General features: G+C 37.7%; 14 protein-coding genes. 1 reads left to right on the forward strand and 13 read right to left on the reverse strand.

The window, feature by feature from the left end:
- The first annotated feature begins 110 nt into the window (after positions 1-110).
- Positions 111-1,301 (forward strand): sodium/glutamate symporter, encoded by a 1,191-nt coding sequence (gene gltS, locus BJL90_RS02530; protein WP_070963994.1) that lies wholly within the window; start codon positions 111-113, stop codon positions 1,299-1,301.
- Positions 1,302-1,372: 71 nt separating this feature from the next.
- Here the strand turns inward: gltS and citG are convergent, their stop codons facing one another.
- The 13 genes from citG to BJL90_RS02595 form a co-directional block, all read right to left on the reverse strand.
- On the reverse strand, positions 1,373-2,269 hold the full coding sequence (gene citG / locus BJL90_RS02535; RefSeq protein WP_236905011.1) for a triphosphoribosyl-dephospho-CoA synthase CitG: 897 nt from the start codon (positions 2,267-2,269) through the stop codon (positions 1,373-1,375).
- 180 nt (positions 2,270-2,449) lie between these two features.
- The gene (citX, locus tag BJL90_RS02540) at positions 2,450-2,938 is read right to left on the reverse strand and encodes a citrate lyase holo-[acyl-carrier protein] synthase (RefSeq protein WP_070963995.1); all 489 of its coding nucleotides are present in this window, start codon (positions 2,936-2,938) and stop codon (positions 2,450-2,452) included.
- Positions 2,938-3,975: a [citrate (pro-3S)-lyase] ligase gene (citC, locus tag BJL90_RS02545; RefSeq protein ID WP_070963996.1), complete on the reverse strand. Its 1,038-nt coding sequence runs from the start codon at positions 3,973-3,975 to the stop codon at positions 2,938-2,940. Before citC ends, citX begins: the two co-directional genes overlap by 1 nt.
- 4 nt (positions 3,976-3,979) lie before the next feature.
- The gene (gene citF / locus BJL90_RS02550) at positions 3,980-5,521 is read right to left on the reverse strand and encodes a citrate lyase subunit alpha (RefSeq protein ID WP_070964000.1); all 1,542 of its coding nucleotides are present in this window, start codon (positions 5,519-5,521) and stop codon (positions 3,980-3,982) included.
- Between the two features lie 190 nt (positions 5,522-5,711).
- Positions 5,712-6,587: an HpcH/HpaI aldolase/citrate lyase family protein gene (locus BJL90_RS02555; protein ID WP_070964001.1), complete on the reverse strand. Its 876-nt coding sequence runs from the start codon at positions 6,585-6,587 to the stop codon at positions 5,712-5,714.
- Positions 6,588-6,598: 11 nt separating this feature from the next.
- On the reverse strand, positions 6,599-6,862 hold the full coding sequence (gene citD, locus BJL90_RS02560) for a citrate lyase acyl carrier protein (RefSeq protein WP_070964003.1): 264 nt from the start codon (positions 6,860-6,862) through the stop codon (positions 6,599-6,601).
- Positions 6,863-6,871: 9 nt separating this feature from the next.
- Entirely contained in the window at positions 6,872-7,429 is a 558-nt protein-coding gene (locus BJL90_RS02565; protein ID WP_070964005.1) for a Fe-S-containing hydro-lyase, read from the reverse strand.
- Between the two features lie 12 nt (positions 7,430-7,441).
- Positions 7,442-8,284, reverse strand: coding sequence for a fumarate hydratase (locus BJL90_RS02570; RefSeq protein WP_070964007.1), 843 nt, complete (start codon positions 8,282-8,284; stop codon positions 7,442-7,444).
- A gap of 147 nt (positions 8,285-8,431) precedes the next feature.
- Complete coding sequence (locus BJL90_RS02575) at positions 8,432-9,685, reverse strand: methylaspartate ammonia-lyase (RefSeq protein ID WP_070964008.1); 1,254 nt, start codon at positions 9,683-9,685, stop codon at positions 8,432-8,434.
- A 26-nt stretch (positions 9,686-9,711) separates the two neighbouring features.
- Positions 9,712-11,166 (reverse strand): methylaspartate mutase subunit E, encoded by a 1,455-nt coding sequence (locus tag BJL90_RS02580; protein WP_070964010.1) that lies wholly within the window; start codon positions 11,164-11,166, stop codon positions 9,712-9,714.
- Positions 11,167-11,180: 14 nt separating this feature from the next.
- Positions 11,181-12,569 carry a methylaspartate mutase accessory protein GlmL gene (gene glmL, locus BJL90_RS02585; protein ID WP_070964015.1) on the reverse strand — a complete coding sequence of 463 codons (1,389 nt, stop codon included), beginning with the start codon at positions 12,567-12,569 and terminating at the stop codon, positions 11,181-11,183.
- Between the two features lie 16 nt (positions 12,570-12,585).
- Entirely contained in the window at positions 12,586-13,020 is a 435-nt protein-coding gene (gene glmS / locus BJL90_RS02590) for a methylaspartate mutase subunit S (protein ID WP_081562193.1), read from the reverse strand.
- Between the two features lie 29 nt (positions 13,021-13,049).
- Positions 13,050-14,012 (reverse strand): GntR family transcriptional regulator, encoded by a 963-nt coding sequence (locus BJL90_RS02595; RefSeq protein ID WP_070964019.1) that lies wholly within the window; start codon positions 14,010-14,012, stop codon positions 13,050-13,052.
- Positions 14,013-14,583: the final 571 nt, after the last annotated feature.

Consider the following 14,583-nt stretch of genomic DNA (forward strand, 5'->3'; position numbering starts at 1 on the left):
TTTTTCTATCATTTTTGTCGAGTCTTGTTACAACTAGTCGTATATTGTAGCCTACTCCTTATAATAGAGATGTAAACGTTATCTTACTAAAATTTTAAGGGGGCATGCAAATGGTATTACAACTAGATGTTATTCAAACAGTAGCTTTAGCAGTAGTGGTTTTACTTTTAGGACAAACTATTCGAGGAAGGGTAAATTTATTGGAAAAGTTCTGTATTCCTGCACCTGTTATAGGTGGATTGATTTTTGCAATATTAGCTTTGTTTTTAAGACAGTCCAATATCTTACAATTCCAATTTGACACCACACTTCAAGGTATCTTAATGACAGCTTTTTTCACTACTGTGGGGTTTACAGCTAGCTTAAAGCTGTTGAAAAAAGGTGGATTTCAAGTTTTATTATTTTTAATCTTGGCAATTGTTTTAGTAGCCCTACAAAATGTTATTGGCGTTGCTCTAGCAAAGGTTTTTGACTTAAATGCTTTAATCGGTCTTTCTACAGGGTCTGTACCTATGACAGGAGGACATGGAACCTCAGGAGCCTTTGCTCCTTTATTTGAGCAACGAGGGGCTATAGGTGCATCAACAGTTGCTATGGCTTCTGCTACCTTTGGTTTAATCTGCGGAAGTATGCTAGGTGGTCCTATTGCAAAGAGGTTAATTGAAAAAAATAATTTAGTGAAAACTGAAACATTAGTAGCTGCTTCTAATGAAATCCAAGAGGAAACAACACCAGAAGTTTTAGTTCCTAAAAACTTCTCAACAGCAGCATTCCAAATTATTTTAGCAATGGGAATTGGTACAATTATTTCAATGCTTATTCAAAAGACAGGCGCTACATTCCCCTCTTACATAGGTGCTATGTTTGCGGCGGCAATTATAAGAAATATCTCTGATATGACCCATGCCTACAAAGTTACAAGCACTGAAATAGATATTTTAGGTAATATTGCTTTATCCATTTTCTTATCTATGGCTTTAATGGGATTAAGATTATGGGAGTTAGCTGATTTAGCTGTTCCAATGCTTGTTATGTTGTTTGTTCAAGCACTTCTTATGGGATTATTTGCTTACTATGTAACCTTCAACGTAATGGGAAGAAACTATGATGCAGCGGTTTTAGCAGGAGGTCACTGTGGATTTGGAATGGGTGCTACACCGAATGCTATCGCAAATATGGAAGCCATCTCAAGCAAGTACGGTCCAGCTCCAGCAGCATTTTTTATCATACCTTTAGTAGGAAGTTTATTTATTGACTTCGCTAATGCTGGAATTATCACGGCATTTGTAAACTTCTTTTAGTAAATAAAAATTAAATAATTGCATACAAAATGCGACTGGGAAATTTACTTTTGAATTTCCCAGTCGCATTTTTATAAGTTACATACTGACCAAGGTATTAAGCATTTTTTTAAAGAATACAACATCATTGTTACAGCTAGAAGATCCGCTGACCCCCCCGGAGAGATATTTTTACGAATGAATTCTCTATCGGTTTCAACAAGTCTTTGCCTGCCTTCTTCTGTAAACATGCCACCCATATTCAATAACTCTTTTGCTGAAGCTTTAACATACTCAAGTGCCTCCCAATCATGCCTTCCTAAAACGTTGCTGTCCTCTGTCACAGTCATTAAGTGCAATAGTACCTGTACTAAAGTATCATTCATGCTTTTGCCACTTTTTATCAGTTCCTGAAGTATAGGCAGACTATGTGTTCTTACTGTATGAAACCCTGATTCCACCTCTCCTCGTATTCCCTTAACGCCATATTTTTGGAAAAGCTTTTCTCCATAAGTGGAAGGACTTGCCTTACTGACATTTCCTAGTTCTCTATCGGAAATTCCCTTAGTCATCTCCTTAACTTTATCACAAATCTTTTCCACGTTCATTTTCAAACTTTGCGTTTCTCCGTATTGTACTGCTGCAACAGCTACAATAATCCCAAGGGAAAAAATCAAACCTTTATGGGTATTAATTCCTTGTGTAGCCTGAAACATTCTTTTTTCTCCTTGAATACCTATAGGCCGGATACTGTTCATTAACTCAGTTAATGCCTTTCCTTCAAATCCAGCCCCCGCTTTTGCACATTGATAAAAAGTATCACTCAAGGCAGCACTGCTTGCCATAAAGGTAAAAAAATCCATGTCCTTATGAGCACCAGCATTATTTCGGTCCACAAGTCCTGGCTTGGGGGTAGCTGATACTTCATACAACATGGATTTTATAGCTAACTCACTTAAATACTGACAAATATCAAAGTCTTTGAACACGTTAAATTCCTCCATCACTAGCGTTAACTTAAACCATAATTTGTTATCTTGAGGGGAGTAAAGCATAGCCCCGTGGTGTAGCGCAAGATCCTTGGCTATGCTCAGGATACAATTGGGAAAAAAAATTTCGAAATAATAGGGTTAAACTAACACCTATGATTCCTCCATAAAAATTTCACTTTAAAAACAGTACTTTCTTATTAGTCTGTTTGCACCATCTAGAACTTCCTCAAGACTATGATTTTTTACTCTCATACACACTCTAGCATCTTCACCGCATAGAAAACACCGTCTACTTTCTAGACCTACCTCCCCACGCCCTATGGAAGTACCATCTTCTTTATAGACATCTATATCAAAAACTCTTCCCAATGGATGATTGCTTTCTATATCTATTGCTATTTTTTTTGCTTCCAGTGATGTTAATTGCACCACCATTAAAAGGCTCTTACCGTCTGCTCCTGAAAGAACTTCTGTAAATACACTATCCTCAGTATATCTAAAGGAGAGCAACTTCCGCAAAACTTCGAAGGCCTTCAGCGCTTCTACAGTATTTTTATGATTACCTGGATAGTTGATTTTGCCACAAACCACCGGCAGTTGATATCTATTGATTAAGTTCAATATGGTATTGTATCGTTCTTCCCTATCTTGTAAAATATCCTTCATCAATGTGGGGAGTCACTCCTCTTTATTTTCTCTATGACGGGTTTTGCTGCTTCTGATCTTAAAAATTTATAAGTGACTGGGTGAACTAGTCCCTCTATACCACACCAATCTTCCCTTCTTATCAACCTTCTTACTTCTGAAGCGCTAACAGCCTTTTCTTGAAGATTTAGTCTATCCACTTCCACAACCTCTATTCCTTGCTGTGGCAATGTTGCTAGCAATGCTTCATTATACTGACTTGTCACTTTGCAGTAGGGCTCTGTTCCAATGTATCGTTTCTCTATATTAAAAACTGGAGCAATATACTTTGCAAATATACCTGCATCCAGCTTTGTATAGGCTTTTAGTCGATCTCCCTCTTGCCTCAAAAAGTAAGAAGGAAAAGTGGTAGAGGAAATAATATAACTTCCACCTGGTAGAACATAGACATTTTCTAAGTCCTCTGTTCCTCTTTTCACAAGGTCTAGCCTCACTTCAAAGGGAAAAAGAGAACGATTCTCTTCTACAATAAATACAACCACTTCCTTATTCTCCCTAGCTGTCTTCTCTATTAAATACCTATGACCTAAAGTAAAGGGGTTACAATTCATTACTAGTGCAGCCTTTTTTTCTTGGGAAAGTCCACTGTTTCTATACATTTTTTCTGTGTATCTTCTTACATTGGCCATTCCTCCCTCTAATAAAGAAACCTCCTCCACTGAGTGTACTTCATGATAATTAAGACCTTTAAAGATTGAAAGATTTTTAGGTTCAGTAAATAGAAAAGACTCATAGATGCCTCTGTCAAAGAGTTGATTAGTGATATGGGTAACAAGCTTTGAAGCGATGCCTTCCCCCTGTAGTCCATTTTTTACTGCAAAACATTTTAGCACTTTTCCTGCATAGGAACAGGTGCCTAAAATCTCACCTTTAGATTTTGCTACAACAGTGTATTCTATATCTTTATCAAAAAACAGGTTGAAAGTTGAAAGAAAACCTTCAACTTCTAACCTTTCATTGCTATTTAAATCTATTTTTTCAATGCAAAGTTCCTGCATAAAATCAATCCTTTATCTTTTTGACAACATCAATCACGGTACCGTCTCGATATTCAACAACCGCCACCACTTCATCGTCTCTTTCAATCTTTTCTGGTACACCTGTCATTCCTTCAGCCATTTCCTTCAAGGCTTCAATTGTCATTATCGGAAGATTAGCGGCTTCTAGCTTCTCTATTAAGTCTTGTCTTTTAGGATTTACAGCGATTCCTCTTTCTGTTACTAGTACATCAATAGTTTCTCCAGGAGTCGTCACTGTAGTAACCCCATCAACCACAATAGGAAGTCTTCCCTTTACCAGCTGGGTAACAACAATTGCCAGCTTTGCTCCTGCTGCTGTATCACTATGCCCTCCTGATCCTCCCATGATCATACCACTGGAGCCAGTTGTAACATTAACGTTAAAATCCGTGTCTATTTCCGTTGCGCCTAAAATCATTACATCAAGATTGTTGACAACAGCCCCTTTATTATGGGGATTGCCATACATAGATGCTGACATACCTTGGTGCTTTTTATTCTTTCTATAAGACTCTACGGCCTTTAAATCAAAGCACTGAACATCAAAGATAGATTCAAATAATCCTGCCTCAAACATCTCCACCAAGTAACCAGTGATTCCTCCAGCTGCAAAACTACCTTTGATCTCTTTCTTTTCCATCAGTTCCTTTACATAAGCAGCAACTGCTAGAGATGTTCCCCCGGCTCCTGTCTGGAAGGAAAAACCATCCTTTAAAAGTCCTGATGTTTCTATGACTTTAGAGGTCATCTTAGCAATTTTCAAACCTACAGGGTCTTTAGTAATTTGCGTTGTTCCCGATACAATCCCCTTTGGATCTCCAATACATTCTACTTGTACAATATAATCAATATGTTCTTGGGTAATCTCAATAGGACACGCAGGATAAGCTACTAGATTGTCGGTAATAGCTACTGTTTTCGTAGCATAGATAGCATCGGCAACAGCATAACCTAAAGCACCGCAGGCAGCCTCTCCATCCACACCATTGATATTACCATAGGTATCACAGGTAGGTGCAGCAATAAATGCTATATCAATAGAAAGGTCCCCAGAGGCAATGGCCCTCGTTCTTCCTCCATGGGTATGCATAACCGCTGGATTTTTAAGTTCTCCCTTTGAAATCGCCTCTGCCACAGATCCTGACATGTAGCTGGCATAGATTCCAGTTACTACGCCGGTTTTCATATGCTGTACTAAAGGAGCATGGACAGGGAATATAGAACTGGCAGCAACCTTTATATCCTTTACTCCGACTTTAGCAATTTCTTCTAAAACCATATTCAATACGTAATCACCATTTCTCAAATGATGATGAAAGGAAATCGTCATACCATCCTTTATGTTGCACTTGCTGATGGCTTCTTGAATAGATGCTAGTACTTTCTTTTCTCCTGGTACTGCTGGCTTTATCGCCACTGATTTCTTCTCTATCTCTCCTAAGCTTGCAAAAGCTCCTTTAAATGGTTTAACGGCTCCGTAGCCTTGGATGGATTCAGGAATTTCTCTTCCAAGTATATTTTTCATATCTACCACTCCTTTCCCCTTCGGTGTATTGCTAAGACTCCCGCTCTTATAACCGGCTGTCTAAGCAATACATCCTCGAAATAAATTCGGCTACAAATCAGAGGGAAAAACACCCTCTAGATAAACAAACTAAGTGACTGCCACAAAAGTTAAAGTGCAAACTTTTGGCCATCTACTTATGATTTAAGTCTCATTTTACCAAGCCTGCAAGCTTTGCTTTTTTCATCACATTTTCCGCTCTTGCAATAATGGGTGCATCTACCATTTTTCCATCTAAAGAGAATACACCTTTGCCCTCTTTTTGTGCTTCTTCCATAGCATGGATGACTCTTTGAGCATAGCTGATTTCTTCCTCTGAAGGTGCAAAAATTTCATGAATTGTATCCACTTGTCTTGGATTAATAGCAGCCTTTCCTGTCATGCCCAATGATTTAGATGTATGAATATCCTTTGCAAAACCTTGACAATCATTCATATCAGCAAAAGGTGTATCAATAGCATCTACCTTATGGGCTCTACATGCAGCAGCTACCTTACTTCTGGCGTAGAAGATTTCCTCACCTTCTCTTGTTCTCTTTATGCCAAGATCAGCAGTTAAATCTTCTGCACCTAGTAAAATGCCTATTACTCTATCGGAGGCTTCTATAATGCTGTGAATGTTTTCAAGTCCATAGGCGGTTTCAATTAAAGGAAAAATTTTTATACTACCGGTTTCAAAACCTTCTTCTGCCTCAATTTTCGCTAAAGTTTCACATACTGCTTTTACATCTTCTTCAGTTGCTTTTGTTACCATTAAGGCATCAGGTTTTACTCTCCCTATTTCTTCAGCATCTTTTAAACCAAAGCCAGATGAAAGGGGATTGATTCTTACAACAACTTCAGTACCGTGAAAATCTACATGCTTTATGGCATTTCTTACTAAGATTCTGGCTGCATCCTTTTCTGTAATACTTACTGCATCTTCAAGATCTAATATAATGCTGTCTGCCCCAAGAATGCCAGCACTTTGCAGCATACTAGGATTGTTTCCTGGCATAAATAGCATTGTTCTTCTAAGTCTCTCCATGAAATCACCCCTTACATTGCCCTTTTTACTGCAGTTTCTACTCTTGCTCTTATGGTATAGTCTAGAGCTCCTCGATCTTTAGCAACAACGTGAATATTTTTGATCTCCAGGCTTTCTAATGTTTCTAAAATCACCTGTCTGATTTGCTTTCCAAACTGTTTCATTACAATACTTTCAAGCTCGATGGTAATCCCATCTTCATCATGAGGTTGAACCATGATATATATGTCATTGGATTCCATCGTGCCTGCCTTTGCTGGAGTTTTAATCTCCATACCTAACACCTACCTTTGTGTTTCTAAGTATTCCTGCTGCCCTATTTCATAATAGTTGTTACCTTTTTTATCAATAACCACAACCAGTGGAAGATCTTCAACATAAAGCTTTCTTATAGCCTCTGCACCTAAATCTTCATAGGCAATAATTTCAGAGGATTTGACACACTTGGCCGTTAAAGCAGCTGCTCCGCCTATAGCGCCAAAATAAACAGCCCCAAACTCTTTCATAGCTCCTACAACTTCCCTACTCCGCATACCCTTGCCAATCATGCCTTTTAAGCCCTTGGCTAAAAGTTGAGGAGTATAAGCATCCATTCTATAACTGGTGGTAGGTCCAGCTGAACCTATAGGTTGTCCTTCCTTTGCTGGAGTAGGTCCTACATAATAAATCGCCTGATCTTCTATGTCAAAAGGGAGCTCCTTCCCCTCTTCTAACAGTTGTACCAGCCTTTTATGCGCGGCATCTCTAGCGGTATAGATGGTTCCTGTAAGTAAAACACTGTCTCCTGCCTTTAAATCATCTATTTTTTCCTTTGTTAGGGGCATCGTTATTTTTTTACTCATTTCATAAACCTCCTATATATGGGCTTCCCCATGTCTTGTTGCATGACAGTTTATATTCACAGCAACAGGCAATCCTGCAATATGGGTTCCATAGGTTTCTATATTTACTGCTAGGGCTGTTGTTCTGCCGCCAAAGCCCTGTGGTCCTATTCCTAAATCATTGATTGCCCCTAGTAATTCTTTTTCTAATTCAGCATAGAAGGGCTTTATATTTCTTTCACTTGTGGATCTTAAGAGGGCTTTTTTTGCAAGAAAAGCTGCCTTGTCAAAGGTTCCCCCTATACCTATGCCTACAACAATAGGAGGGCAGGGATTTGGCCCTGCCTCCTTTACTACTTTTAGAACAAAATCCTTAACCCCTTCAATGCCATCAGATGGTTTTAACATTTTGATTTGACTCATGTTTTCACTGCCAAATCCTTTTGGAGCGACGGTAATCTTAAAGGCATCTCCTGGAACAATATCATAGTAAATGATGGCAGGTGTGTTGTCTTTGGTGTTTATTCTCTCAATGGGATCATTTACCACGGATTTTCTCAAGTATCCTTCCGTATAACCTTGTCTTACCCCTTCGTTGATAGCATCCTCTAAACTGCCACCAACCACCTGCACCTCTTGTCCGATTTCTAAAAACACTACAGCCATCCCTGTATCTTGACACATAGGTCTTGCTTCATTTTGTGCAATATCTGCATTTTCTATTAATACATCTAAGATATTTTGTGCAATAGGAAAATCTTCATTAGTCCGTGCTTCATCAAATCTTGCTCTCATATCCTCTGTTAGATAGTAGTTTGCATCAATGCAAAGTTTTTTTATAGTTTCAGTAATTTTAGAGACGTGGATTTCTCTCATTTTACAGCGCTCCTATTTATTATGATTTTGCTTTTGGGGTAGAATGCTCCGTCTCTAAGCATTGGCCTAGAGGATTCTTAATCAGGTGAAGCAGACGCTCCACCTGATCCCCAATCTCCAGCTTTAGCTGAAGAAAATTACTTATTTTTATTTTAATGAGGTTTCTCTTCTTTTTGCTAATGCCAGTACTCTATTCATTTCGTTGTGAACGATCATAAATCCCTCATCAACTCCCATTCCTGGTTTTGCAAGACATTGATCTGCACCACAAGCAATAGCTATATTTGTACATACTTGTGCTGATCTATCGGTTTCATTACAGGTTCCACCACTATAGGCACCTACACCATTTGCTTTACAATATAAGATAGACTCTACAATGTTGTTAATACCACCAAGGTCTGGTGTCTTAATTTGAATCATATCTGCAGCGCCTTCGTCTACAAATAGCTTGATGTCTTCCCATGTATTACACCATTCATCTGCAACAAGTTCAACACCAATATTTTTTTCTTTTAAAGCTGTTCTTAGAGCTTTTAATGCCTTTACTTGACCTTCTCTATTTTCAACGTCCATAGGTCCTTCTATACGAAGTTTGAAGGGTGCTGCTGCTGTTTCAAGTTCTCCAAGATAGTTTGCCATTTTTTCAACATCATTATCAAAAGCCAAACCAATCGTACCATAAACGTCGATATGCATGATAAAATTATCTTCTTCTCTAGCTCTTAAGGCTTCTATTCTATTTTTTAACCAAGCAACATATTCCTTAAGGATTTCACCATTTTTGCCTAGCTTTGTATCAACATGGTTGATTAACGCATGCGGAAGAACATCTGCTCCCTTGATAATCATTTTATCCACATTGTTGTATCGATCATCTCCGGATTGTGTGAAGATTGGAATTCTTTTTAACTCTACATTGGTATTATACTCTTCTTTGATTACTTCTGCCATGGTTATTTTCTTTGCCTTAGCAGCCCCATCTAAAATTGCCTGTGTAATACCGTATCTGATGGCTGTATGAAGTCTCTTTCCTTCTACCATCATGCTGTCAACTTCTTCAGCAAGTTTTCTGAAGCTTGTTATCTCTCTTCCAATAAGCTTTGGTGCAATATGTTTTTCTATAATCGGAATAAACTCATCTGCTAGGAATAGAGGGTCTCTTCCGCCTGCTCCGGAATATTGAACAGCAGCACAGTCACCATAAGCTACTTGACCATCTTCTAAAATAAACATTACTGAAATAGACTCTCCAGCCTGTCTAACGCTTGTAAAACCTTCGGTAACAGCTTCTCCTATATAAGTAAATCCATCATGTTCTGCTCCTTGTTTAATCGCTCTTTGATCGTCAAAGTAAAATCCTGTTCTTCCTGATGAGCATACGATGTCTATAATTTTCATTTCAACAATTCCCCCAAGTTTTTATATTATTTGTTTTCCGGTCTACCTACAAGTGTTCCTTTACCTACAGCATAAATATCATCAACAACCATTTGGAAGCTAACATCTCTTCCCTCTGTTTTTGCTCTTTCTTCTAATAACTGTCTATTGAAATCCTTAATTTCCTTAGACATTGGAATATTACCAAACTCTAAATATCTAACAGCACCATTATTATCTCTCGCTGGAAGAATTTTTCCTGCATTGTACTTACTTGGCGCAAAAGGAATATCCATAACACCTGTTTCAAAAGCTTTTACAACCCCTACTGCAAGGTCTCCTTTGCCTAATTCAAACAATTTATCTATAATACACTTTGTCTCTGCTTTAATAAGATTGATTTCTTGCTCAAGCTCTTTTGACATAGGTAATCTTTGACCTTTTAATAGGTTCAATGTTTGCTTTGTTGCCTTGATTCCTTGAGCATTGGCTTCTTTTGTAGGAATTCCAATAGCCTCATGAGGTGTTTTAACAATTACCTTTGTTGCACCAGCTAATGCTGCTGTAGCAGATCCCCAAGAAATTACACCAAATGCCTTTGATTCATCAGCTGGGAAACCACCCATCCATTGATGGAATACAGTTGTAAGCTCTACATTGTAACCATAAGTTTTAAAGTATTCTGATGCTTGCTCTACTAAAGCTCTAATCGCTGCAACGTCTTGTACTAGGTTGCCACACTGTCCGTAACCTAATGTAAGGTTTTTTACCCCCTGTTCAGCAGCAAGAAGTCCTTCAACAATCGCTACCACATTGGACATACTTGGAGGTACAAGGGTTCCTGTTAGCGGTCCAAAAGGTTCTCTGTTGATTTCAATACCCATTTCTTCGTACATCCCTGTAAGTCTATCGCAATATTGCCAGTCTAAAATTGTTTTTTCTAAACTAACACTTTTTGCATAAGGGATATTGTAGGAGATGCCACCACCTTCATTAGAGGTCCACCCACCAGCATGGATAATTTCCGTCAATAGTCTTGCATCTGGTGTGCCGTGTCTTGCTTGAAGAGGAAGTTCTACTGCCTCTAATACCTTTCTACAATTTGCCACCCCATGGTTTACTACAGGGAATCCATTTAACATGGAACGGTTTTCTTTTATACTTTCTTGGATACCAACCTCACACTCGTTGTATCTATTTTGTCTTGTATAGCTATCAATGGTGTTTGGCAGAAGGTCTGCGCCACCTTCATCTTGAAGATATTGTAAAAGTTTGATATGTTCATCTACTAACGCAACCCCTGCTCTTGGCTGTACAAGTGTGATCCCTTCTTGATTTGCTTTTCTTAGCTTTGCTGCAAAGTTTTTATGTTCAGGAACTTTTTTCAAGTACTCTACTGCCTCTTGCAGATTTACATCTTTTCCAGTTGGCCAATGAGTTAGTACTTCCTCTCTTTGCTTTGAAAATTCTGCTTCTGTCAACCTTTTATTTTTAAGTTCCATTATTTTTCCTCCCATTATACATTTATAAGGTATTTTTTCAATATTCTGATTGCATGATTCGGATATTTTACTGCCATTAAACCCATTGCTGAAAGAATATAAGTTTTATCTACTAAAAATTTTGGTTTCATTGGCTTTAAGTATTTAGGATTTTCTTCGCTGTATAAACCAGCCTTCAATATTTTTCCCGGATTTTCACTGTGAATCAATACGCCCCCGGTACCTATTACATATTTTGCATTAGATAAGTCTTTTCCATTCAAGGAGTATACCTTCCCCATGGGTGTATACACATCCTCTAAAACACCTACATGTCTTTCCATAGCTACTTCCGTTGCCGCCATACTCATGGCCTCATCAAATTCTATCTCTTCAGAGGTTTGAGGAATTTCATTAACATGCTGGGCAAGGTAGTTACATCGTTCCTGAACATTATAGGTTAAATGAGGGGCAAATTTTTTGATTTTCTTTGTTGCTATTGCTTGACAGAGGGATTCTGCACTTACCCTCATCCCAAGGTCTCCTTCAACCGTTCTCTTTGCATAAGGTTCCTGCAAACCTGTTTTCATAACCCCCGGTCTTGTTGGTTCTCCTTCTGCTATAGAATGAATATCTGTTGTAGCTCCTCCAATATCCACTACAATCAAATCTCCTATGCCCTCTTCTTCATTGGTTCCATTCGCTAAAATCTTTGCTGCGTTTAAAACTGCTGCAGGCGTAGGCATCAAGATTCCCTTGATAAAAGACTCTATACCCTTCATTCCTTTTGCTTCTACAATTTTTTTCATAAAAATGTCTCGAATCGCTTCTCTTGCAGGTTCCACATTTAACACATTAAGTTTAGGCATGACATTGTCCGTCATTTCATAATCAATGCCCTGTTGCGTAAAGATTTCTTCGATCTCATCATTCGCTTTTCTATTTCCTGCCACCACTACTGGCACATCTTTTATATTCATTGCAATCATTTTTGCATTATGTATAATGCAATCTTTATTGCCTCCATCTGTTCCACCAGCCAACAAAATAATATCAGGCTTCTTTTGAATCATATCTCTAATTTCTCTCAGGGTCAGTTCATGACTATATACTTCTAATATTCTAGAACCTGCCCCTAAAGCAGCTCTTTTTGCTGCCTCAGCAGTAAGGTCTGGTACCAAGCCAACGGCAATCATTTTCAACCCTCCTGCTGCACTACTACATGCCAGCATTTCATCAAATTGGATGTTTTTACCTTTGCACTTTTCCTTCATAATGGCGTATGCATTTTGAAAACCAATCATAATGTCACTTTCTACAGTTGTCAGTGCCTTTGCATTGGCAATAATTTCTTCATTTTCCATGTCAACAGCAGTAAGTTTTGTGTAGGTACTGCCAAAGTCAATCAGTAATAGTGCATTCATGTTTATCACCCTCAGATTAAGCAGATTTTAAGTTTTCTTTTAAATCTAATTTTAAATCTTCTTTTAAATCTTTTATTCCTACTTCTGGTGAAGTTCCTGGCGCATAAACACGGTTAAAGCCCATATCTTCAAATCTTTTTTGTACTGGTGCCCACTCTTGCTTTCCAACCACAAGATTTCCTCCGGCATATAATAGTATGTCCTTTAATCCCGCTTCTTCACACTTTTCTCTTAATCCTCTGCAATCAATTTCTCCGTGACCATAAAGTGATGATACTAAAATAGCACATGCATTGGTTTCAATCGCTGCATTTATAAAATCCTCTTGAGAACTAAGTACACCTATATTAATTACTTCAAACCCTGCTTCTGTAAACGCATAATCAAGAACCTTATTTCCAACCGCATGACAATCTGCTCCTATAACACCTAGTACAATATTCTTTTTCATAATATTTTCTCCCCCTATTAGATGACTTTTTATAGATGACTCTTTATTTCCATAATTCTAGATAAGATTGCCTTAACTGAACCTTGATCAAGAACATAATCAAATTTTATAACGTCTTTTTGCTCACCAACTAATCTCTTTACCTCTTCTCCCCTTCCTGGGGAAACAATGATTACATCAGATTCCTCAATTACCTTAAGTACTTCTTTTTCGTCTTTACTGGTGGTAGCATTCATCACAAGGTTTTCTAACCCTGCTGATTCTAATGCATATTGCACCTTAAAGTAAAACTCTTCCGAAAGACTGATTTGTCCAAACTTTGTTTTTTTAGGATATTTGGCAATTTTTACGATGGTTTCTAGGTTAGGATTGCTGGCAATACCAAACACATCTTTTTTATAATCTACAATCAAATCCTTTACTTCATTTACATGGTTAAAAGCAGTAATAATAATCTGGGTTCTATTGATGGTTTCCTCGACAGCTTCACTTTTATTTTGAAGCTCTCCTACCGTCATAGGTACTACGTTTAGATCTGTAACCCGACTTAATTCTTTAGCAAAAGATTTTGCCTGCTCTATGTTACACTCCACAAATATAGCGTTAATATTTTTTATTAAAAGTTCCTTTTCTTTTACCCTATCTTGTACAAGGGCAATAAACTCTTTTATGTTTAAACCCATCTCTATAGCTTCTTCTATAGCTATATCAATAAGCCTAACCACCTTATTTTTTGTTGTATACTGTTTCCACGTCTTACCCTCTTCTGCTACAAAGGTGCCTCTCCCCTGGTAGGATATAAGTACGCCTTCTTGTTCCAATAGGTTATAAGCGGTTGAGATGGTATTTCTACTTACTTTTAGTTTTTGAGACAATTCTCTTTCTGTCGGTAGCTTTTCACCTATTTTTAATCTGCCATTTTTTATATCGTCTATAATATGGTTTTTTACTTGTATATAGATTGGTATACCACTTTTTCTTTCAATTTGCATTTTCTAATTACCACCCCTTTCCGACATTTTGATCTCAATTGGACTGATCCAATTTTTCTGTACTGATTTGTCTCTGCTTGCTTTTATGCTTTCATACTAACATGCTTTTCGAAATTTGTTTATCCTCGAATTTCGTCATATATTTCGATTTTAAATTTTGTAAACGGTTTCAGCATGATTTATATCATCGTATCTTAACTCAGCTATCCCTCAAGCGTTTTTTCTCTTGTTTTCAATAAATGAAACCTTGTAATTTCAATCTTTCATCCTGTGTTTTTTCTGTTATTTGCAAGTGTGTTCATAAAATAAACCAGAATCAATAAGTCCAATCATTCAAAATTGGACTTATTGATTCTGGTTGTGGTTTTTCAACAAAGAATTTTACCAAGTAAACCTTCCCTCTACGCATTGGTGTTACTGTTGTACTAGATTTATTCCTATAGCTTGCAATGGACTTATCATAAATTTTTCAAATATTTTCCCTCTGTTAGAATGAAGGTGCTTTTTATTATCCCCTCATTTTTTTGAATTTCAGACCTATTTTTTATGATAATAAACTCAATTCTATAGC

The organism is Clostridium formicaceticum (assembly GCF_001854185.1).
GTDB classification, from domain to species: domain Bacteria; phylum Bacillota; class Clostridia; order Peptostreptococcales; family Natronincolaceae; genus Andreesenella; species Andreesenella formicacetica.

Bases quoted from the DNA above. Each gene is read 5' to 3' on its own strand.
- gltS (WP_070963994.1), top strand. From the start codon at position 111: ATGGTATTACAACTAGATGTTATTCAAACAGTAGCTTTAGCAGTAGTG.
- citX (WP_070963995.1), bottom strand. From the start codon at position 2,938: ATGAAGGATATTTTACAAGATAGGGAAGAACGATACAATACCATATTG.
- citC (WP_070963996.1), bottom strand. From the start codon at position 3,975: ATGCAGGAACTTTGCATTGAAAAAATAGATTTAAATAGCAATGAAAGG.
- citF (WP_070964000.1), bottom strand. From the start codon at position 5,521: ATGAAAAATATACTTGGAAGAGAAATTCCTGAATCCATCCAAGGCTAC.
- BJL90_RS02555 (WP_070964001.1), bottom strand. From the start codon at position 6,587: ATGGAGAGACTTAGAAGAACAATGCTATTTATGCCAGGAAACAATCCT.
- citD (WP_070964003.1), bottom strand. From the start codon at position 6,862: ATGGAGATTAAAACTCCAGCAAAGGCAGGCACGATGGAATCCAATGAC.
- BJL90_RS02565 (WP_070964005.1), bottom strand. From the start codon at position 7,429: ATGAGTAAAAAAATAACGATGCCCCTAACAAAGGAAAAAATAGATGAT.
- BJL90_RS02570 (WP_070964007.1), bottom strand. From the start codon at position 8,284: ATGAGAGAAATCCACGTCTCTAAAATTACTGAAACTATAAAAAAACTT.
- BJL90_RS02575 (WP_070964008.1), bottom strand. From the start codon at position 9,685: ATGAAAATTATAGACATCGTATGCTCATCAGGAAGAACAGGATTTTAC.
- BJL90_RS02580 (WP_070964010.1), bottom strand. From the start codon at position 11,166: ATGGAACTTAAAAATAAAAGGTTGACAGAAGCAGAATTTTCAAAGCAA.
- glmL (WP_070964015.1), bottom strand. From the start codon at position 12,569: ATGAATGCACTATTACTGATTGACTTTGGCAGTACCTACACAAAACTT.
- glmS (WP_081562193.1), bottom strand. From the start codon at position 13,020: ATGAAAAAGAATATTGTACTAGGTGTTATAGGAGCAGATTGTCATGCG.
- BJL90_RS02595 (WP_070964019.1), bottom strand. From the start codon at position 14,012: ATGCAAATTGAAAGAAAAAGTGGTATACCAATCTATATACAAGTAAAA.